This window comes from Pseudoalteromonas rubra (assembly GCF_005887095.1).
Taxonomy (GTDB): domain Bacteria; phylum Pseudomonadota; class Gammaproteobacteria; order Enterobacterales; family Alteromonadaceae; genus Pseudoalteromonas; species Pseudoalteromonas rubra_E.
In genome coordinates, this window is sequence record NZ_PNCI01000006.1 from 1 (window position 1) to 21,154 (window position 21,154).

Annotated in this window: 18 protein-coding genes and 1 pseudogene; 8 read left to right on the forward strand and 11 right to left on the reverse strand. The window is 49.3% G+C overall.

The window, feature by feature from the left end:
* Positions 1-179, reverse strand: a pseudogene (locus tag CWB99_RS02325) (transposase); the annotation flags it as partial.
* A 423-nt stretch (positions 180-602) separates the two neighbouring features.
* Here CWB99_RS02325 and CWB99_RS02330 point away from each other — a divergent pair.
* The 5 genes from CWB99_RS02330 (at position 603) to CWB99_RS23950 (ending at position 3,052) form a co-directional block, all read left to right on the forward strand.
* Positions 603-812: a hypothetical protein gene (locus tag CWB99_RS02330; RefSeq protein ID WP_138552818.1), complete on the forward strand. Its 210-nt coding sequence runs from the start codon at positions 603-605 to the stop codon at positions 810-812.
* Entirely contained in the window at positions 802-1,299 is a 498-nt protein-coding gene (locus tag CWB99_RS02335; protein WP_138552819.1) for a hypothetical protein, read from the forward strand. Before CWB99_RS02330 ends, CWB99_RS02335 begins: the two co-directional genes overlap by 11 nt.
* 323 nt (positions 1,300-1,622) lie before the next feature.
* Positions 1,623-1,994, forward strand: coding sequence for a hypothetical protein (locus CWB99_RS02340; protein ID WP_138552820.1), 372 nt, complete (start codon positions 1,623-1,625; stop codon positions 1,992-1,994).
* Positions 1,995-2,342: 348 nt separating this feature from the next.
* Positions 2,343-2,867: a hypothetical protein gene (locus tag CWB99_RS02345; protein ID WP_138552821.1), complete on the forward strand. Its 525-nt coding sequence runs from the start codon at positions 2,343-2,345 to the stop codon at positions 2,865-2,867.
* A gap of 29 nt (positions 2,868-2,896) precedes the next feature.
* Positions 2,897-3,052 (forward strand): hypothetical protein, encoded by a 156-nt coding sequence (locus CWB99_RS23950; protein ID WP_171045240.1) that lies wholly within the window; start codon positions 2,897-2,899, stop codon positions 3,050-3,052.
* 287 nt (positions 3,053-3,339) lie between these two features.
* Here the strand turns inward: CWB99_RS23950 and CWB99_RS02350 are convergent, their stop codons facing one another.
* The gene (locus tag CWB99_RS02350) at positions 3,340-4,392 is read right to left on the reverse strand and encodes a fibrinogen-like YCDxxxxGGGW domain-containing protein (protein WP_138552822.1); all 1,053 of its coding nucleotides are present in this window, start codon (positions 4,390-4,392) and stop codon (positions 3,340-3,342) included.
* 206 nt (positions 4,393-4,598) lie between these two features.
* On the opposite strand from CWB99_RS02350, the gene CWB99_RS02355 reads away from it, so the two are divergent.
* On the forward strand, positions 4,599-4,895 hold the full coding sequence (locus CWB99_RS02355) for a hypothetical protein (RefSeq protein WP_138552823.1): 297 nt from the start codon (positions 4,599-4,601) through the stop codon (positions 4,893-4,895).
* A 102-nt stretch (positions 4,896-4,997) separates the two neighbouring features.
* Here the strand turns inward: CWB99_RS02355 and CWB99_RS02360 are convergent, their stop codons facing one another.
* The 5 genes from CWB99_RS02360 to CWB99_RS02380 all read right to left on the reverse strand — a co-directional run bounded on the left by CWB99_RS02360 (position 4,998) and on the right by CWB99_RS02380 (position 13,772).
* Entirely contained in the window at positions 4,998-6,278 is a 1,281-nt protein-coding gene (locus CWB99_RS02360) for a sensor histidine kinase (protein ID WP_138552824.1), read from the reverse strand.
* A complete protein-coding gene (locus tag CWB99_RS02365) occupies positions 6,278-6,958 on the reverse strand; it encodes a response regulator transcription factor (RefSeq protein WP_138552825.1) in 681 nt (226 codons plus the stop codon). Before CWB99_RS02365 ends, CWB99_RS02360 begins: the two co-directional genes overlap by 1 nt.
* Entirely contained in the window at positions 6,936-10,085 is a 3,150-nt protein-coding gene (locus CWB99_RS02370) for an efflux RND transporter permease subunit (RefSeq protein ID WP_138552826.1), read from the reverse strand. Before CWB99_RS02370 ends, CWB99_RS02365 begins: the two co-directional genes overlap by 23 nt.
* Positions 10,078-11,277: an efflux RND transporter periplasmic adaptor subunit gene (locus CWB99_RS02375; RefSeq protein ID WP_138552827.1), complete on the reverse strand. Its 1,200-nt coding sequence runs from the start codon at positions 11,275-11,277 to the stop codon at positions 10,078-10,080. Before CWB99_RS02375 ends, CWB99_RS02370 begins: the two co-directional genes overlap by 8 nt.
* Positions 11,278-11,501: 224 nt before the next feature.
* On the reverse strand, positions 11,502-13,772 hold the full coding sequence (locus CWB99_RS02380; RefSeq protein WP_138552828.1) for a cytochrome c peroxidase: 2,271 nt from the start codon (positions 13,770-13,772) through the stop codon (positions 11,502-11,504).
* A gap of 308 nt (positions 13,773-14,080) precedes the next feature.
* Here CWB99_RS02380 and CWB99_RS23955 point away from each other — a divergent pair, with 308 nt between their 5' ends.
* Positions 14,081-14,239 carry a hypothetical protein gene (locus CWB99_RS23955; protein WP_160317408.1) on the forward strand — a complete coding sequence of 53 codons (159 nt, stop codon included), beginning with the start codon at positions 14,081-14,083 and terminating at the stop codon, positions 14,237-14,239.
* Positions 14,240-15,194: 955 nt separating this feature from the next.
* Here the strand turns inward: CWB99_RS23955 and CWB99_RS24750 are convergent.
* The 4 genes from CWB99_RS24750 to rapA all read right to left on the reverse strand — a co-directional run bounded on the left by CWB99_RS24750 (position 15,195) and on the right by rapA (position 19,219).
* The gene (locus tag CWB99_RS24750; protein ID WP_283235373.1) at positions 15,195-15,323 is read right to left on the reverse strand and encodes a hypothetical protein; all 129 of its coding nucleotides are present in this window, start codon (positions 15,321-15,323) and stop codon (positions 15,195-15,197) included.
* On the reverse strand, positions 15,313-15,840 hold the full coding sequence (locus tag CWB99_RS02390) for a hypothetical protein (RefSeq protein ID WP_138552829.1): 528 nt from the start codon (positions 15,838-15,840) through the stop codon (positions 15,313-15,315). Before CWB99_RS02390 ends, CWB99_RS24750 begins: the two co-directional genes overlap by 11 nt.
* Positions 15,841-15,842: 2 nt before the next feature.
* Positions 15,843-16,151 carry a helix-turn-helix transcriptional regulator gene (locus CWB99_RS02395; protein ID WP_249331634.1) on the reverse strand — a complete coding sequence of 103 codons (309 nt, stop codon included), beginning with the start codon at positions 16,149-16,151 and terminating at the stop codon, positions 15,843-15,845.
* Between the two features lie 173 nt (positions 16,152-16,324).
* Positions 16,325-19,219, reverse strand: a complete 2,895-nt coding sequence (rapA, locus tag CWB99_RS02400; RefSeq protein WP_138552830.1) for an RNA polymerase-associated protein RapA — start codon at positions 19,217-19,219, stop codon at positions 16,325-16,327.
* A 386-nt stretch (positions 19,220-19,605) separates the two neighbouring features.
* On the opposite strand from rapA, the gene CWB99_RS02405 reads away from it, so the two are divergent.
* Positions 19,606-21,006 (forward strand): PhoH family protein, encoded by a 1,401-nt coding sequence (locus tag CWB99_RS02405; protein WP_138552831.1) that lies wholly within the window; start codon positions 19,606-19,608, stop codon positions 21,004-21,006.
* The last annotated feature ends 148 nt before the right edge of the window (positions 21,007-21,154 follow it).

Sequence of the window (21,154 nt, forward strand, 5' to 3'; positions counted from 1 at the left end):
ATACAGAAAATGGTGGCCAGCAGGAGAAGCTTTTCTTCAACCCATTCACGACGATGTTCATAAGATTGGCCTGTTAATGGGTCCTCACCACATAGAAAGGCACGTCGTACGCAGCGAGAGACGCAATGGTAGTATTTTGTGTCAACTAAGCTGACCTGGCTTTTCCGTGCCGTAGGCATTTGGTTCGTCCTTATCCTTGGAGTAGATTAAAAGCATAGGCGGGGGTTGTATGACAGACAAGTTTTGGAATGGGTGTCAGCTATTTGCTCCTTTAAGAAAGTTTGACAGAACTACAAACCCAACCAAATGAATTCAGCCATGAATGCCACTTTGCCAATACCACTAACTTTACCAAAGCCACTTCAAGAGAGAGCTAACCAATCTGTATAACACCTTGCCAAATAGAACAAAAATGGGTCTAATGATATTCATATACATGTTGTTCAGGCAGGGAATGAGTCACGATGTCATGGTTTAAAGCATGAACTGTTGAAACAAGGTCACCCATCAAAAGCACATTCCCACAGCATAAACCACACCAGCGGGATACGGAGTGCTGGTGGCGGCCCAGTTCAACAAGCGATCATACGTACTGCGTACGCATGAATGCTAAAGCGTTAAATGGCATGGATGAAAGGATGTTACTGCTCGAAAAACACTTTGATACTATAGAAGAAATATTGCTTGCGAAGTCTAAAATCGCTGCTAATTCAGGCCACCCTCTTCATAAAGGCATTGCTGTCGGACAAGTTTTACGCTGCGCTCCAAATTTGCCTCAGAGCGTTGCGATAGGCATACGATATGAAAATTAAAATTGGTTTTTTCATTTTTGGATTTTTAAGCTGCTTATGCCTACTAGCTGGCACCTTATTTGTCACATTGATTCAAGATAAAAACACCCCAGCCATAGGTGTGATCGAATTTGATATGAGCTCAAATGCATATCAAGACGAAGATACATGCCCCAATATTGCCTATGACGCCCTAGTTGGAACTTGGTTAGGCGAAAAAGAAATTCAAGAAACCGGAACGATCCGGCGTTGGACAAATACCAGAACTGCTGACGGACATTACAATATAAAGTTTACTTCTTATCGGGATGGCGAAGTAGTTGATGAGAGAACAGAATCAGGCTTGTGGTCTTACTCTGGTTGTTTGTATACAGTCATTGTAAAAAAAGTAGATTCAGATCCTGTACTTTACCAAGAAGTTTATCGTGTTCATGAAGTAACAGATTCAATGATGAAATACACTAACTTTAGAACAGCAAATGAATTTAAATTATTGAAAACAAGGTGAAACATTTCTAGAATATTAATGACACCCGTCCTTATTTGTTCTTATTATGGGTTGGCAGGTTCAACCTGGATGTCCTCGAAGCTCTCGTTTACCTGAGGTACCTATTTAAGTAAATTAGAGTCTAAAGGTTAGTAGTTTTGCGTAACTAGACCCCAGTTTCGTAATGAACAAGGCTCGGTTTCAACAAAGCCGTTTTTGCTTTAGCAGAGAGAGTAATGGTGGTAGGTTATTGCTCTTATTATGAATAAATATTTTAGTGGTGGATTGGTAAGGCTCTGAGAGCAGGGGACCGATATTCACGCTAATAAGCTCTTATGCGACATATGGAATTCGAAACACTCACCTATAACGTAAATGAAGGCAAGGCGCTGATCTACATGTGGGAAACCCATGACGAAGATGGTGCCCTCACAGGTCGCTATGTAGGCAAAGCTAAAGGTGGAAGCAAAAGGCCTCGGCAGCACTACAAACGTAATGTTCGTCGCCTTCTCCAAAATCGACCATACCGGAAGTCAAATCCCAAGGGTTATCGGAAAGTGCATAGGCACTTAGCTGAAGCGGATCGTAGTGGTCACAAAATCACTTTATCTTTCCTTTGTAACATCGATGCTTCCGAGAATATAAATGATGTCGAGCAGCGGCTCATTAAAGAGCATGGATGCCAAGGCAATGAGAGCTGGCAATTAAATGACTAGTTCATAACAAGAGACCTTGACGTTAAAAGCTACATTTCAGCATTTGACGCTTCCTACATTGCTTCGTTTTTTAGCAGTGAGTTTAGGGCAGTTACTAATGTGGTTTTTGAAGATATCTAAGTCATAAATGGCGTAGCTATGTTCTAAATTGAAGTGCACCACTATAGCTAAAGTTAGCTATTTCCTGCTCCTGCACCCAGCGTTATCTGTTCCTTTAGCGTTCCTTTGGTCCTTTTGCAGTTCTTTTTAAACCGGCATTCTCACTAATACACTGTTTGGTTTCAAAGTCGACAGCAGGAACTTACTCAGCTAATCTTGAGGTAGTTAAGGAAAATCAAAAGGGTAGTAATGGAATACTTGAATAGTGCTTACGTCTGGGGATTGCTTTTTTCAATAGCTTCATTTGTGGCGACAGAATTTTTCTTCCCAGTATCAGATGATAGTGCAATAGCCAAGAAACAAAAGCATTTTTGGGCTATTACGATATTTATGATCATGTTATTACAAAGTTTGGTAGTGAGTCACCTATTCGAACTTTCAAAAACAGATGAAGCTAATCAAAATAAAATAAACTCATTGGTAAATGAAAAGTCTACAACTGCTTCAACCGCATTGAACTCCCATAAAGATATAATTGTTGGTAGTGTTTCAGAAGTATCTAAGCAAACAAAGTCACAGTACGAAACTCTAGGAAAACGCATCAAAGAACTTGAAGCTAAAATAGGCTCGGTTACTGGGTTCGAGGACGTAACAGGCACCACCCAAGTCAGACTTTTAATAAACCCTAACCTACGAGACTCTGTAGTTGTTTATGACTCAAGTAGTGGAAAGTTCCCAATTTTGGAAGGGGTGGTGAATTTTGGGTACGCTTGACGAACAGAGACTTACTAGAAGAACCAGTAGTGGAAATCAGAATACATCCTAAGCATTCTGTTGGTCCCGATAAAGGTACGGAGTTTGTATTTGGTGTTTCAGAAAGTACGTTGAAAATCCTTTCTGGTGGTGAAGCTAAAGAGAGTTTGAGAGTTCAAGCCAAAATTGTAAAGCAATCAACCTAACAAGTTATAACATAAAAGTTAAAAAGACATATATGGACGCTATTTGCTTCAAAATTCGTGCGCAGATGATACATCGTCGGCTTTCAGCTCATGCTCCATGGATTTAAGAGGAGTGGGCTGTTCTGATAGTAAGTGTTGGGTGGAATGAACTATTGGAATATTAGAGGAAAATGTCTCTCGCAACTACTCCCTCACAGCTAAAAGTGAGCTTTCCCTCAGCATCCCGCTTACGCAAAGCCCAGATATAACATAAAGGCGCTCATTGAGCGCCTTTTTAATGACTTATATTATCGAGCCCACAGCAGGCCCCAACGGGTAGCGTTACCTTTGAGAGTGCCACTGCATCGAGGTGAGCCTAGTGAGTCTGGACTGTATACACCATGTGCTAACCAGCATGCGCTGTATCCAGGGTGTACATCACGTTGCCAGCCAACAACATTGGTATTGTTTCTATTCTGACCATCTTTTACATAAAGGCAGTTTTCGATTGGTTCTTCATTCGTAACGTAAGCGGTACGACAGCTAGGTAGTGGTGTATCTTTCTGATGTGCCTGTTGATCTTCATATCCCCAGGTATAACGCACCATTTCTAACTCAGCCTGGCTCATTGAACTTTGGTAAACCGTTCGGCAACTTGCGTAATCACAAGAAACTTGCTCGCGGACATCTCTGAATGCACTCAGCGGACCCTGGTAAAGGCCTGTTACCGTCGGACTTATGGCTGTCACATCCGGCTGCGGATTGTACTCACTGATATATTTCTTTCCGCCTGGCTCTGATTTGCTGTAAGTGCCAATCAGTGTCCAGCCGCCTTCGTCAGTGTCCATATCACAATAAGCGTCAAAGCCAGGGTGTGAGCCACTGCCATCTGGATCTATGTTGTAAACCCCTGACTGGGCGTCCGGGTTTTCACTCAGGATCTGTGCACAGCTGGCAGGGAGCACTTCAATCGCTGTCTGAGTCGTCAACGTAAAATCGCCGGAGTCATTGTTTGGACCATACCAGGTACCCTGATATCCATCCTGTTCAGAGCCCTGACCCAGAAAGTAAAAACGCGCCCCGTCTTTTGCAATGCTAAATTGCACACGTTGTTTCAGGCCTGAGCCAATTTCAAAGGTTTTTGGAAGTTCAAACTCACCCTGGATAAGTGAAGCTTCAGGCGCCTGAGCATCTGTCGCGTTGAATTTATTCGCGTGCATTTGCACCGTTAGCTGTTGCAGCTGGGTACCGCTCGTTGCCAACACGCCGTCTAAATGTGAGTCTGTAACCAGATCCCATTGTACATTTGCAGTAGCGTGGCCAGATAAGGCCGCCAGAAGTAGCGCTGTTATTTTAGACATGATGTCTATTCTCCTTGTTTATAAATAACGCCTGCATGATGCCAGAGTTCTGCTTAAGTACAATAATATTTTATTATTAAATAAGAGGCCTTGATGATGTTTATGAGACTTTTGTGTGGGTTTTGGCCATTTTAAACAGGGTGTATTTTTAATGCGCAGATTCTTTCGTATAACGTTGTGACCTTTCAATTGGCTGTGAGGTGGATATGAAACAGCTTGCACTCAGAATATATGATTTCTACAAGTATATTTTCGACTCAACCAGAAACCCGCTTCGGCATATACCGGACCCTGTCAGTCGCTTCCACATAATGACCGTTCTTGCCTGCCTGTGGAGCTTTGCTTTTGCTACTTATATAGGCAGTATGATCGTATTTGGGGTCAGCCTGGCTACACACATTGTTCTTTTTCTGATGTTTTTCTTTACCATTGCGGTATTTTATGACGCAGAAAAAAACAAATCATCCTGGTTAATGAAGTTGCGCAGGGACAGGCTGAAGTAAAGCCGAATAATTCATACAGGCTCTGTGAAGCAGACTTAACTGCTCACTGAGCGCGAGCCTGACTCTAAGCGGATTCGGCAGGTCGTTAGCTCACCTAGTTGTCTAATATTGTGGTGATAAAACCAGCGTAACACTAAAGCGGTGTGCGTCGTGGCGAATGCTCAACTGCCAGCCAAGTTCGTCACATAGTTTTTGCGCCAGATCCAGACCTAAACCGTATCCCGCAGTATTGTGGAGCGCACTGTGCTCTGCGGGTGGCTCTGAGCCTATGTATTCGTGATTTTCAATTTCCAGTATATGCTGAGTCTGGTGTATAGAAATGGCACCCTGATGGGTATGCTGAATGGCATTTCGCAACAGGTTGCCAATGACGATAGTTGCGCCGGAATGGGGCAATTCGCAGCGATAATCGTCGGTCTCAAGCCGTATGTCTATGTGTTTTCCCTGCTTCAGATAAGTCAGGTCCTGCATCAGTGACTCCACCAACTCGGCCAGTTTTACGGTCTTTAAATCTCTCAGAGGTTGTCCCTTGCGACTTAGCCACAGCAGAGTTTCAGTCAGCGCGACCATTGCCTGACTCGCATGGTCAATGCGCTTTAGTGCCTTGTTGCTTTTTTCACATTGAGCGCTGTCAAGGCGTTGCAGTAGTTCTACGCTACTGCGGATCACGGCAATGGGCGTGCGCAGTTCGTGGCTGACGTAGCTGACAAACTCCTGCTCTCTGTCGAGACTATGTTTGACCTGTTGCAGGCTTAGCTGGATAAGCTCCGCGAGTGTGGTCAGCTCGCGATACCTGAATACCGGTGGTGGCTCGTCGAGCGAGTGATGATCCAGCTCGGCCGCCCATGCGTGCAGCTCTGCGACGGGCCGGGTCACGGTGCGCATCAGCATCACCAGGATCGCAGCAAACAGTGCAAGGGTGCCCAGCGCAAAGAGTATTCCCAATATTTCAGGCCCCTGAAACCAGGACTTGGGCGATGTTTTTGGGGCGGTAAAATGATGGGCCACAAAGCCGGACTGGCCATCGGGCGTTTCAAAAAACATTACAAAGCGGGCTTCGCTGGGCCTTGTCAGCATATTACCTCGGGTAACCAGCTTGTGTAATGTGTTGGTCTCTATTTCCTGGCGGGTAAACGCCGCACGGATGGGCTCGGGTAAATCCTGCCACTGACTGGCCACCACAAAGTTGTGCGCCTGGATCGGATAACCGGGCTGCGGATGATGGGCCTGAGCCATATTCAGCATAGTGCCTTTCATCATGTCATCGAGCCCGGTAAAAAAGCTGTTGGTCCAGAGCACTGATAACAGGCTGATCACCAAAGTGGCCAGCACCAGTAGGGCGGCAAGAATATAGCGGCGCAAGCTCATATGTATGGGGGCCATTAAACTTTCTCCTCATGGCAATGCAGCTTAAAGCCCTGTCTGGGAATGGCTTCGAGGGTGATATGGGTTGTGCATGCCGCCAGCGCTTTGCGCAGGTGGTGAATATGCACTTTAAGCGCGTTGCTGTCGGGTTGTTCATCGCCCCAGATAGCCTGCAACAGCACTTGCCTAGTAACCAGGTTAGGGTGGGCGCGCAGTAGGGTTTCCAGTATTACCATGCCGGTGGGGCTGAGCTTAAGTCGGCTGCCATGATACGTGGCGTCACGGCCATCTATATCCAGGCATAATCCGGCCAGCTCCAGCCGTTTTATTTCGCCGCTTTTGCGTTTGGCCAGGGTTTTTACCCTGACCACTAGCTCCATCATGGCAAAGGGTTTGACCAGGTAGTCGTCACAGCCGGTGGCAAAACCGGCCAGTTTGTCTTCGAGCTGATCTCGCGCCGTGAGCATGATCACTGAGGTATCATCGCCTTCGTCGCGCAGTGCCTGACAGATCTGCAGGCCATCCATGCGCGGCAGGTTTAAATCCAGAATGATCACCTGATAGTGGTTGTCGCGGATCAGGTTGAGCGCGGCGACCCCGTTGGCTGCGTGGTCGCAGATGATATTTTCCAGCTCAAAGTAATCAATGATATTACCGGCCAGTGCCAGGTCATCCTCAACTAAAATGACGTTGATCATGGGGGACATGCTCCGTACGAATGGGGCTGAATCGGCACATCAGGTTGGCAATATCGTGGCTGATCAGCAGTAAAACAGGAATTAAAAACAAGGTGATGGCAGTGGCAAACAAAATGCCATAGCCCAGCGATGCCGCGGCGGGGATCAGAAACTGTGCCTGCTGGGAGGTTTCGCCCAAAATAGGATACAGCCCGGCAAAAGTGGTCAGGGACGTTAGCAGTATTGCGCGCAGGCGACCTGTGCAGGCTTCAAGTAGCGCATTTTGCATGGTTTTACCCTCATTGCGATAGCGATTAAACTGGCTGACCAGCAGCAGGCTGTCGTTGATCACCACGCCACTGAGCGCCAGTATGCCATTTAAGGATAGAATACTGAGCGTTAAACCTAAGCCCCAGTGTCCTAAAATCGCGCCCACAAAGCCAAACGGGATCACCGACATGATGATCAGTGGCTGCCAGTAGGATTTCAGTGGGATAGCCAGCAGCGCATAGATGGCCAGCAGCGCCAGCAGGTAAGCCGAGCTCATGGAGTCGGTGGCTTCTTTTTGGTGCTCCGCTTCTCCGGCAAAGTGCAGCGTCAGATCCGGGTACTGCGCACGTAGCTCAGGGACCACGCTTTGCTCCAGTTTGGCCACTAATTCAGTGGGGGTCAGCTGGGTTTTATTCACCGCAGCGGACACAGTGACCGCTCTGACGCCATTGATACGGGTAATGGACTGTACTTCGCTGGTGTAGATCACTTTAGCAACGTTGCCCAGCGGCACGGTTCGCCCGTCCGGGGCACGCACCCGGGCTGCAAGCACATCCCCCTGTTCGCTGCGCTCATCCAGCGGGTAGCGAACCCTTACTTTCACTTCATCTTTGTTGCGCATATAGCGTTGTACCACTTCTCCGCCAAAGGCTTGCAACAGCTGGCGTGCCAGCAGCTGTGTGGTAAAGCCGCGCATTTCGCCCTCTTCGGTCACTTCAAAACGCATCGTCGCTTCGCCCGGAGCCAGCGAGCTGTCGATGCTGTGTACGCCACTGATATCGCGCAGCGCCTGCTGCAAGGTCGCTTCGGCGGCCTCTAACGTTTCGTCGCTGGTACTTTTTAGCTCCACCTTAAAGTTGGAAACACGCGCCAGTTGCTCCTGAATGTGTAAGGTTTTACTGGCCTCCGGGGTGCCAGCGATGGCGCGCCAGCGTTTTGCCAGTTCGCTCAGGGTGTAGGGCTGGGTGCCGACCAGTTCCACATTGAGTGTGCCGCTCTGATCGCCTGTGGCACTGACCGACACGCTGGCGATGTGGCTGATGTTTTGCTCGTCCAGCAATTGCTGCTCGGCCTGATATAGCTGGGCCTCCAGCTGATCCAGATTGCGGGCAGTCTGGCCAAAGCTGGCGTCGTTATAGAGTGTCATGGTGGCGGTGATGGTATCGGCTGGCAGTCCGGGGAAAAAGCCCACTCTGACCATGCCCTGGGTGATCAGGCTGATGGCCAGAAAAAACAGTGCAACAAAGCCCATCAGTGCGGCGTAGCGAAAGTGCATTACGCGCTCCAGTGCCGGCTTGTACAGGCGCTGATTAAAGCCAGTCAGTAAACCGTCTGCCTTTTGTTGCACGCGATGCCACAGCACCGCGATGCGGTTTGGCTGTTTTTGGGGTTTTTGTCGGGTGTGAATGTGCGCCAGATGCGTCGGTAAGATCAGTTTAGATTCCACCACAGACAGCAACAAACATAAGGTGACCACAGTGCCAAACTGCGCATACAAAACGCCCAGCCCGCCTGAGATATTGGCCAGTGCCGCAAAGGCCGCGACGGTCGTTAATACGCCAAACAAAGTAGGAACCGCGACCAGGTGGGTGCCTTTGATGGTGTTACTGAGGGTGTCGCCAAAGCGTTTTCGGGTGGTGTAAATACTTTCACCCACCACCACGGCATCGTCCACGACTATGCCCAGCGCCATAATAAAGCCAAAGGTGGTCATTTCGTTGAGGGTCATGCCCGTGTAGGGCTCAGTCATAAAATACAGGCTGCCAAAGAATACAAAGGGCAGGCCCGCAGCAACCCAGAAAGCCACTTTCAGGTTTAAAAATAGTGCCAGTACCATAAACACCAAGGCAATACCGCTCAGCGCGTTCAGGCTCAGCAGGCTCAGGCGCTCGGTGATCAGTTTAGAATTGTCGTACCAGGTGATAAGCGAAGCGCCTTCAGGCAGTTTGCTTTGCCATTGGGCCACCACGGCTTTGGCCTGTGCCACACTTTTGCTCATGTCGCCGTATTCGTCCATCACTATGGTAATGCCATAGGTGGGATGACCGTTAAACCGGGCCAGATGAAAGCTGTCATCGGCAAAGGTGTCTTGTAATGTGGCAACGTCACTGAGTCGAATGCTTTTGCCCGCAGCTGTGGTCGCGACCACAATCGAGGCAAAGTCGCTGGCATAAAGCGCCTGCTCGGCGGCTTTGAGGCGCAGTACCTTATCCGGGTTACGCAGGCTGGTGGTCAGTGCCGTGCCGGAATACTGATTAATGGCCTCGGCCACGTCGCTGAAACTGAGCTGATAGGCTTGCAGGCGGGCCTCGTCGATTTCAATCGCCACCAGCGGATCGCGATGATCGTTTTGGTTGAGTTTGGCGATATTGGGCTGAGCCAGTAAGTCGTCGGCAAGCTGGCTGCCCAGGGTTTGCAGTGTCTGAGTCGACAGCGCGCCAAACAGCTGCACCCGGATCACTTCCTGCTCCCGCTGAGCCGTGGTGATCACGGGTTTTTCGGCGTCTTCTGGCAGGTTGTAGATGGCATCAACCTGGTTTTTAATGTCTCTTTGTAAGGTATCCAGGTCATGTTGCGAGGTTTTTTCTACCAGTACCTGCACATTACTGGCGCTGGCTGTGGTGGTAACGCGTTTGATCCCTTTGACGGATTCCAGGGCATTTTCTATGGCGATTGCAATACCCTGCTCAGCCTGAGCGGCGCTGCCGCTGGGGTAGGCCACACTGATCTGTACTGTGTCCGGGTCTTGTTGCGGAAAGCCTTCTTTGCGCAGACTACCGGCGCTGCTTAGCCCCAACAGAATAACCGCCAGCATAAGCAGGTTGGCCGCGACCGGGTTTTTGGCAAACCAGGCAATGATTGAAAAACGTTCAGTCATGGGCGCGCTCCTCTGTCACTGGGGTGACTTTCATGCCGTCGAGGTAGGCACTGAGCGGGCGTAGCACTATGTTAGCCTGGTGCATGCCTCTACGGGCCTTGATATAAACGGCGCCGTGCTGGCGAAACTGGATCTGCGGGGTAAAGTGCGCCAGGCGATTTTCCTCATCGACATACCAGACATGATTTTGCTGCGACAGCGCTGACGCGGGAATGCGCCACAGGTCGTTTTGCTCCGCGCCCTCAATGTACACCTCCATATAGCTGCCAAAGTACAACGGCTGAGCCTGATCTAAGGGGTTGTCTACGCTGACAATGGCCAGGCGCTGGCGCGACTGAGGGTCAATATGCTGACTCAGACGCGTCACCCGGCCATGCCATTGTGTATCTGCGGTATCGCTTGTGGCATCGTTGAGAGTAACCGACCAGCCACCTTCGGGCATTGCCTGAGCGGGCAGGTGCTGCCATTGCTCGGCGCTGAGTTCAACGGATACTTCGGCCTGCGCTGTGCTGTAAAGTGTGGCAATGGGGCTGCCCGGTTGGACATAACTGCCAGGCTGTACCGAGCGCGTGACTATGGTGGCATCAAAGGGCAGAGTAAACTGGCTGGCGGCCAGGTTGTACCGGGCACTTTGCAGCTGCGCTTTCGCTAAACTTAGCTGCGTGGCCACAACGTCTTGCTGCGGTGCACGTAAAGACGACAAGATCCCATTACTGTCGGTGCTGGCCAGCTGGCGCCACTGCGCCTTGTTTGGCGAGCTCTGTAGCTTTTCTTCTTCCGCATCCAGTCTGGCTTGTGCCAGCGATACTTCGGCACTGGCCAGCGCTTGTTGCAACTGGGTGTCGTCTATGCGTGCCAGTACCGTCCCGGACGACAGACGTGCTCCTTGCTTAAAGTCTGGGTGTAGCTGAGTCACCCGGCCGCCCACCTCGCTACTGAGCGTCAGTGCGTGAGTGGCCCTGACTGTGCCATACGCGGTAATGACCCGAGTGTAACTGGCTGCCTGCACTGGGGTGACCGTGACTTGAGGCAGGCTCAGGGTAGCGCCCGTTTGTTGGCGTTGCTCAGAGCCAGGCTGAGGCTGGGCCTGCGCCTCGGCACCACCCAGAGAGGGGATTGCAAAAACAATGGCAGCACACAGGCCACAAAAAGCCAGCTGGGTAATGAGTAAACGGTTGTTGAGTAACGTCATGATGAACTCTCTGAATAAGCACTTAGGTTTGCCCGCCGATTTTTGATGCGGGTAAAAAGTAACCGCCAGTCTAAAGAGTGTGCGGTTAAAGGCGGGTTAAAGAGATTGTCGGTCACTACAAGTCTTTGATTAGACTGTGAAGAAGAAAAAAACCGCAGGTAGGACTACGGCTATGGGGGTTGATATCACGGCTGATATCTACTGGGCAAAACAGAGCGAGGACTCTAGTTTGGCTTGCGGTTCTGTTTATGATCTTTTGGGCGGTCAGGACGAATGAGGTCGACCTGAATACTCACCCCCTCATTCTGGCCATCACCTGAGAGCAAAAAGTAGTACCAGCCTGGGGCTGCGCCGTCGATACGCAGAAACTCAGTGTTATCTGCTGAGCGTGAGACAAAGGTATACATGCTGGTGCTGGGCCAGAAGTTGCTAACAAACAGGTCGCTGTTGCCAGCGCCGTGTCGGGTACGAACTTCCAGCGTGCTACCCGGTTCAGTCACTTTGACAAAAAAGTAACTGTCACCAGAGGATGCACATTGGGCGCGGCCAGGCATAAGCTCAGCGTAGCCACTGGGCAGACCCTGCTCACAGGCATTGACGATATCGCGGGGTTGCTCACCGGGCTCACGCAGGGCGCTGTCGATACCCGCTGCAATTGTCAGTCCTTCATAGCCCTGCGGATCCAACACAGAAACAAAGTGGCGGCCCCGATTTACGGTCACTTTCAGCACCTGCTCGGTGCCTGTGCCACGCGATATTGCCTGAGCATTGGCCGTACTGGCCCATTGGTCGGGGTTGTAAAACAGGCGAGGGCGTCCTGCGCCACCACGGCTGCTGAAATACAAGGTGGTGTTATCCTGTGCGACATCCACATAAAAATAATGGGCTTTGCCCGAGATACATTCACCCTGCGCCAGCAACAAGCGGCTGCCAGTTACCGCCGTGTCGCCCTGACGGCAGTCTGCGGGCAGATACAAGGGCACACCCTGATAGTTTTTGGCAAACAGTTGCAGGCCATCCGGATCGCCTTCCTGTGGTTGCGGCAGCCAGGCCATGAGGCACTCAGCTTGCTTTACACATGGATCGGTCAGGGCCTTCATAAAGTTGACCAAGTCCGCTTTTTCCTGAGTGCTCAGCTCCAGCTTGCGCAGTACCGGGGCACCGTCGGCAATTTCATCGTCAATGATTTTAGCGGCGGCATCGGTGTGCTGTCGGGTGTCGGGGAATAAGTCGACACAATTTTCTATGTCTTTGAATTGCGGTTGTCTGCACCAGCCCTGGTTGTCTATGTAGTCATCTAATACCGCATGGTAATAATCGTAATGCTCGACCACTTCCTCCAGCGTATCGTAGCTGCCCGCATGCCCATACGGGCCGGTGACCTCGACGTTCAGCAAGGTCGTGGAGCGAAAGCTGTAGATATCATCCAGGCTTTGGTTGCGCAGCAAACGGCCGCGATCATTGCTTTCATCGCCAGGCTCACCTATCCCTGGCCCAATCTGCGGAAATGCCAGGCGGTGGTGGTTGGTGCCTTTGGTCTGACTAAAGCTGTCGGTATTGTGACAGCCAATGCACTGGGTGGGCAAGAAATCAGGTTCGCTGCCACCATCTGATGGTGGAGGCGGCATATACAAATACAGGTAGGCCCCGCGCTTTTCGGATTCACTCAGCGCGTTTTTATCGCCCTGAACGTAGCGGTTCCAGGGGTTGTCGGTAAAATTCATCGACTGCTGGTAAGCTGCCAGTGCGCGGGTGATATTATCAAAAGTAACGATTTCTTCGGCGCTTTTATCGCCATAGACCGCGGCAAAATAGTCCCGCCACTGGTTGCGAAACAGCTCGCCCCGGGCGCTGCCATAGTTGCCGATACGTGCTGCCAGATGGGCCCTGACGGCTTCATTGGGCGCGCCTTTCATAAACTCAAAGCCCTGCATTTCTGAGGGGGTAACGACCGGAAAGCGCGCTTGTGCCGCTAACAAAGAGTCACCCGCATTGGGGTCGGCTTCACCATGCGGCACATCCGGCGTACTTATTCCCTGCTCGGGGTTCAGCCAGTCCAGAAACTCCACCCGGGCATCACGAAACAAACTGCGTTTATGCACCCAGGCATTGAAAATACTGGGCGAGTTGCGTGGCACATAAAATTGCCCTGTGGTGGTTTTACGGCCCGGTCCTAGTACATCCGGGTCTTGCGCCAGCGTGCCCACAGGCAGGGAGAGACCATCACCGCCACCCAGATAAGGATGGTGACAGCTGGCGCAGGCGACTTGCTTATCGCCACTGAGCGCTTTACTAAAAAACAGCAGCTTACCCAGTTTGACTTCGGGGTCATCGACGCCGGGTAAGTCAAAGCCGTTATCGGGTTTGCCTGTCAGGCCATGCTGAGCAATAAGCTCAGTGAGTGCCTGATCTAAGTCATCAGGGATAGGCAGCGCGTGTGCGTTAAACACGCTGCCCAGCAAAAGTGCAATGGCACCAGTTTTAACCTTTCTCATGTTGATCTTCCTTTCACTACAGTTGCTTATTTGTGCGGACGAAGCCGGGTCAAAGATTAAGCTAACGTTTGTTAGGTTAAATAAAGGTTAAAGCTGATTTGGGTATAAATGTTCCCAATTGGGAAATAATGCGTTCAGAAAAATGGTTTGATCAAAACATGAGCTATTTTTATAACTGTTTTTTAATGAATGATTATTTATTAAACTTGGTTTGATTTAAATAAATATTTCATCTATTTGGGCTTTGTACGACTATAAAAACCTGATACTGTTGCCGCGACTTATGTAACTAACCAAAGGAAATTAAGATGTTACTTAAACTAAGCAAAAAGACCGTTAAAAACCTTAACACCACTTCTGCTAAACTAAACCCACAGCAAACCCCGCAAGTTGCTGGTGGTACTAACCTGGACACACTTATGTGTCTGAGAACCATGCAGTGCCCGCAAACCTGGCAGTGCGCTTAATGACTATTGTATGACCGGCTCAGGGCGACCTGACAGGTTATACTTTTAGTTTCTTGCTAGACAATGTTGTTGATCGTAGGCCAGTTTACTGGCCTGCTTTGTGTTTCTAAGCGCTGTGTCGTGATTCAGAAATGCCTCTCCTCTATCTCATCTTAAAAGAGCAAATTTGGTAAACATCTCTCGCAAAACACTCTCTGATATAGAAAACGACCGTGGAAACTATAAAACGGAAGTATTAAACAAAGCCTGCTAGCCATTTGATTTGAAGGTTGGTCTGCTCCCTATGTCTCCAACCATGCTAATAGCCCTGTTAGAGGAGAATGCGCACTCTGAAGGGGGAATCTAGGTTAGCCGATTTTAAGTCTTTGTTAAAACTTGAGATATCAGGTGCCTAAGAGGTCGAATTGATAGTGTTTGCACTACAATTGCATGAGCTGTCTGTATAATATTGCGGTTCATATTGAGGTTAATGTGTGCTTTAGCAAATTGCTGTGCGCTAAGGTAAAAGTGCATCTATGGATATATTCATAAATGCACTTAATAAACTGAGTGTTGTATTCAATATCTTCTGGCGAGTCACTTGGGCGGCAAAGACACGCTTTCAGCACTGTAAACTTTTGGAGGCAAGTCTGGGCTATTAGCGCTAAATGACTGTAGTGGCAAGTCAAGAGCGTCCAATGCCTACAGAGGTACTGCTAAGCAGGCCGTTTGGAATGGTATGTGTTCATTTGATCATTCCTTCTCGACCAACTCGGTTGACGGACAACACCTATGGATATATTCATAAATGTACTTCCGTAAAAAGCTTATCAATCACTGCCTTTTTCGAGTCCACTTAGTTGATTGTACAACTGGGCAGGTCGTACAAGCTAATGCTCTCACTAAACTGTTTGTTTGAGTGATATTAAATCTCATACTTTCAATTCCTTTGCGTGCGGGAATTCTTAGTAGAAGCTCAACCCTTAAGCTTTTCTGTTTTCCCTGGATCAATTAATTTAGGAGGAATTCCGGGGCTGCCTACTGGCCCCCCGATACCACCACTTATTTTTTTTAAAAAGTCTTTTGGAATAATATTAGTTTTCATAGCTTAAATTCCTTTCTCTCATAGGGGTTTTAGCTGCATAGGTTAACAACGCTAGAGACATAAGTATGTGTAGAGTGGCACTCACGAAGTCTCTTACATAGAGCTTAATATAAAGTGTATTAATGACATCTTGTACATATAGCAATACTTCGATATAGGTAATACCGTTGATGATAATTGATATTGTGATCAGGAAAAAAAATGCACCTTCCTGCAATGAAAAGTAATGCTTTTCATACACATTATTAAAAAATTCAATGCCTGTCATTTGGTACAACCAGCCAGCAAGTGACTTTCGATAAATTATGGGTAATAAGAAGACAAAATTCATGGCTACACACCAGATATAAAAATGCGTGTGCCAGGTCATGACGACAGGAACCATTAATTCATCGATCAGCTCTACAAATGCAAATGTAATCAAAAACCATCTGGCACACTCGTATCGCCAAGTTTTAATCAGTGCAAACAGCATAATCGGTAGCTGCATGTAAGTAAAAAAGGTATAAATATCCATGGTTAATCCTGCTTTTTAACGCTGTCCTTTTGTTCTTCTTGTGATGATGTGTCGTCCCTTTCGGGCAGAAACCCAAGATAGGCAGCAAAGATATCTTTACCGCATATCAGCATAATTTCAAACATTTGTACATGTGTTAAATCTGTGCGGCCGGATTCCCAGTTACTGATGGTACTCTGATCGACCCCCAGCTTTTTTGCCAGACCCTGTTGAGACAGACCCATTTCCAGGCGCACTCTGCGCAGAGACACCCTTACCTGGTCTCTGAATTTATTAACCTTGTCTTTCCTTAGGCTTGAGTTGTTCTTCATTATTGTGACCGCGCCTCCCTGACAGGCATGCAAATCGGAATCGAAAGTAACAGACGGATGGATTCACAAAATGTAACAGTTGGTTAATTTTGTGTCAATTATATTGTTTTGGTTAACAAGATGGAGAGGGTAAGGAAGAGCAGGGCACGATGGTGCCCTGCGATAGGTATAATTTAGTGTGCGACCACGATCAGGCGAATTGCATCCAGTTTGACCTGCGCTTTGCTGATGTGCTCGCTCAGCGCGCTGCGTTGTTTGTCGAATACCTGAATTTCTTCATCGCGGATATTCGGGTTAACGGCTTTGAGTGCCTGTAAGCGGGCTTGTTCGTCACCCAGTCGGGTTTCCATCTGTGACTGTGCTGCTTGTTGCAGTTCAGCCATCTGTGCTTTGGCCTGCTCTTCGGCTTTGCTGATCAGCGGGTGAATGCCCGACTGCAGGGCGTTGGCCAGCTTGCTGGCGGTCTGGCGACCAACGGCAGAAAGCTGGTTATTAAAGGCATCAAAGGCGACGTTCTGTGCCAGGTCGTTACCGCTTTTGTCCATCAGTACTCGGATAGGCGTTGGTGGCAGGAAGCGGCCAATCTGCAAAGATTTAGGTGCTGAGGTTTCGGCCACAAAGATCAGCTCAACAAAGAAAGTACCCACTGGGAGCTTGTTGTTTTTCAACAAGGCAACGGATGCACAACCAAAGTCGTCATCACAGATCATGTCCATTACGCCTTCAACCATAGGATGGTCCCAGCTGATAAACTGCGCATCTTCCTGCGAAAGCGACGTACCACGGTCAAAGGTGACGGTGATGCCATCGTCTTTCAGACAAGGGAAAGATGGGTTCAGCATATGCTCTGTGGGCTTCAGGATAATGGTGTTTTCACCCTTGTCTTCCTGATTGACACCAAAGATGTCGAATACATTGATCATGTAAGTCGGCAGTACTACGTCGTCATCCAGAGTTTCGATTTCTTCGACAATCGTGTCTGCTTTACCCATGCCGCTTGAGTGCAGCTCCAGCAGGCGGTCACGACCTTGCTCCATTTTGGCGCGCAGCACAGTGTTTTGCTTGGCGACTTGTTCAAGTAGCGGGTCGAGCTCTTCTTCGTCACAGTTATGCGCTGCTACCAGTTCCAGCAAATCGTCTGAGAACTCTTTATACAGTAGCTGTCCTGTGGTACTGGTGGTTTCGAACGCGTCCAGTGCTTCGTCGTACCAACGCAGTAACACTTCCTGCGCAGTGTTGGCGAAGTAAGGCACATGAATATTCACATCCTGTTGCTGACCAATACGGTCCAGGCGGCCAATACGCTGCTCCAGCAGATCCGGGTTTAGCGGTAGGTCGAACAATACCAGGTGGTGGGCAAACTGGAAGTTACGACCTTCCGAGCCAATTTCTGAACACAGTAGTACCTGGGCAGAATCATATTCGTCAGCAAAGTAAGCCGCCGCACGGTCACGTTCGATAATCGACATCCCCTCGTGGAACACCGCCGACTTAATGCCTTCGCGCTCGCGCAGGGTTTGCTCCAGGCTGATGGCGGTTTGCGCTTCGGCACAGATCAGCAATACTTTTTGCTGTTTCAGCTCTTTAAGTTTGTCGATCAGCCAGGTAACGCGCGGATCGAACTGAGTCCAGCTGGCGCTTTCGCCTTCAAACTCCTGGAAGATTTTTTCCGGGAACAGGGCGCGCAGCGCGCTCTTTTCAGCACTCTGAATACCGCCGATATTACCCATTACAGAGATAGCGGTTTTGTATTGCTTTGGCATGTCTACCGGACAAGCATGTAGTTTACGGCTCGGGTAGCCGTCGATACCACTGCGGCTGTTACGGAACAGAATGCGGCCCGTGCCGTGTCTGTCTAACAGGTTATTCAGCAGCGTTTGCTTGGCTGTCTCTTCGCCTTGTTCAACCTGGCTCAGCAGGTCGCTGATGTCGGTTTCTTTTAACAGCTCGGTCAGGGTGGCCTTAGCTTTGTCGTCAAGCTTGGCATCCTGAAGCAGTTTATTGGCGGCATCAGCCACTTCTTTATAGTGGCTTTCTTCTTCTACGAAGGCGTCGTAATCGTAGAATCTGTCCGGGTCCAGCAATTGCAAACGCGCAAAGTGGCTGCGGTGACCAAGCTGATCAGGTGTGGCGGTAAGCAAGATAAGGCCGGCAATGTCCTGGCTCAGCTCAGCAATACGCTGGTACTCTGTGCTGGGCTTGTCTTTTTCTACCGTCAGGTGGTGGGCTTCATCCACAACCAACAGATCCCAGTCGGCCAGTGTGGCCTGCTCAAACCAGCGGCGTTTCTTGGTGATAAACTCAAGGCTGACCAACACCAGCTGCTCGGTTTCAAACACGTTAGGTGAATCCGCAAAAGCTTCGTCGCAACGGTCTTCATCAAAAATAGAAAAGTGCAGGTTAAAGCGGCGCAGCATCTCAACCAGCCACTGGTGTTGCAGGCTTTCTGGCACCACAATTAGTACCCGGCTGGCACGTCCGGTGAGGATCTGCTGATGTAAGATCATACCCGCTTCGATGGTTTTACCTAAGCCCACCTCGTCCGACAGCAATACCCGCGGGGCGAAACGTTTACCCACTTCGTCGGCAATATAAAGCTGGTGTGGGATCAGGCTGGCGCGCTGACCTATCAGACCTTTTAAATGAGACTGCTGGCGGCTGAACTGGTGTTGCCAGGTTTGATAGCGCAGAGTGTAGCGGTCGAAGCGGTCAACCTGACCTGCAAATAAGCGGTCCTGCGGCTTATTAAACTTAATAAAATGATCCAAAAAGGTCTCTTTCAGCGTGACGGGTTCTTCATTGTCCAGGCGTTCGCCGTGGTAACACAGGAGATCGCCTTGCTCTTCGACCTTCTCAACACGTATTTCCCATTCGTCAACACAGCGGATCACATCACCGGGATTAAAAATCACGCGGGTAACCGGAGCTTCCTGTACAGAATACACGCGGTTTTCACCGCTGGCAGGAAACAATATGGTCACCTGGCGTCCTTCCAATGCCACTATGGTGCCCAATCCTAAATCTGATTCAGTATCACTGATCCAGCGCTGACCTAAGGAAAAATTCATGCTTGTCTCGTCTCGCGGAAAAAAGGCGGCCATGGTACCGAGAAGCACCGCCTTGTTCAAGGTTGTGAGGCATGGATAAACGTACATAAACTGTGATTTTTTTCACTTTATGCTATTGACCTGAGCCGTCGCAGGAGCTGGGACTATTTGTTGTCCTGTTTGGCGTTATTTCGGGCAGTGGCGTTTACGTCCTCACGACAAAAAATAAGCATAGCTCAGTTGCTCAAAATTGAGGTAGTTAACCCCACTCGTTCATCCTGATACTTGAGCTGACTGTCATAAAAACGACTTTTGTGACAAATAGACTAAACTTAGGGTAAGGGCACAGACTTGCGTGGCGACCAAGTCTTTGTTCAGTAGTAGTTTTCACTAAATAGGAACGCACTATGGGAAATGATGACCTCGACCGGAAAATGTATGTGTTAGATACCAACGTACTCCTTCACGAACCCCTCGCTTTCTTTTCATTTCAGGAACACGACGTAGTAATCCCCATGACAGTTCTGGAAGAGCTGGACCACATAAAAGACAGAAAACGCGATGTCAGCAGCGATGCCAGGGTGGCGATTCGCAGCCTTGACGACGTGTTGCGTGATGCATCACCTGAGCAAATGCTCGAAGGCGTTGCTTTGCCTAAAGTGCAGCGCGACACACACAAACCTGCCAGCAGCGGCAGGCTGGTTGTGATCAACGACCACCTTTATCCGGATAGCATCTCCGGATTACCGGGTAACGAAAACGACCATCGTATAATTAACTGCGCCATACAGCTACAAAAGCAATACTCAGACAAAAAAGTGGTGCTGGTTACCAAAGACATCAACATGCGTCTCAAGGCTAAGGGGGCAGGACTGAAGTTTGTCGAAGATTATCGTACTGATCAGTTGATCGATGATATTAACTTGCTGACCTCAGGATATAACAAGTTTACCGGTGACTTCTGGGCCAATGTCGGCGAATGTCAGACCGAGCAACAAGGGCGTTATACTTTGCACCAGGTACCCGCCAAGCTGATGCCCGAAGTGTTTGTTAATGAATACCTGATAGATGAGGGTGAGCACTTTGCCGCCCGTGTGACTGGGTATGACTCCGAACATGTCACCCTCAAGGACATCAGTGTAGAGCGCCTGATGCACCAACAAGCCTGGGGCGTTTCCCCTAAGAATGTGTATCAGGGCATGGCGCTCGATGCGCTGCTTGATCCCAACATTGAACTGGTGATCCTGACCGGCCCGGCGGGCTGCGGTAAAACTTTACTGGCGCTGGCCAGTGCACTGGAGATGATCATAGAGAAGGGCGTATATGACAAAGTGATCGTGACGCGTAATACCCCGGAAATTGCAGAAAGCATTGGCTTTTTACCGGGCACGGAAGAAGAAAAAATGGCGCCCTGGCTGGCGGCAATAACAGATACGTTGGAAGTACTGCACAAACACGACGAAAGCCCAATTTCTAGTCGTAACTACATCATGGAGAAGGCCAATATTCAGTTTAAGTCGGTTAACTTTATGCGTGGGCGCAGTATCCAGAATGCAGTGGTGATATTGGATGAAAGCCAGAACCTGACGGCCTCGCAGCTAAAAACCATCATTACGCGGTGCGGAGAGGGGACTAAGCTGATCTGTACGGGTAACCTGGCACAGATAGACAGTAATTACCTTACTCCGGTCACCTCGGGGCTGACCTACATTGTGGAGCGCTTTAAGGACTTTGAAGGCTCCGCCACCATTAACCTTAATGGCGTGGTCAGAAGTCGTTTGGCCTCTTTTGCAGAGCAAAACCTATAGCTAAATCAACAGGTCAGCTATGGATATGGCTGACCTGTTATGTTGCCAGAGTGCTGATCTCCGGCCCGTTGATGGTGCCGGTTTAATACCAACCCGCAATGCTTATCGTCTGCTTGTTGCTATGACTCACCCTAAAGCGATTGTGTTC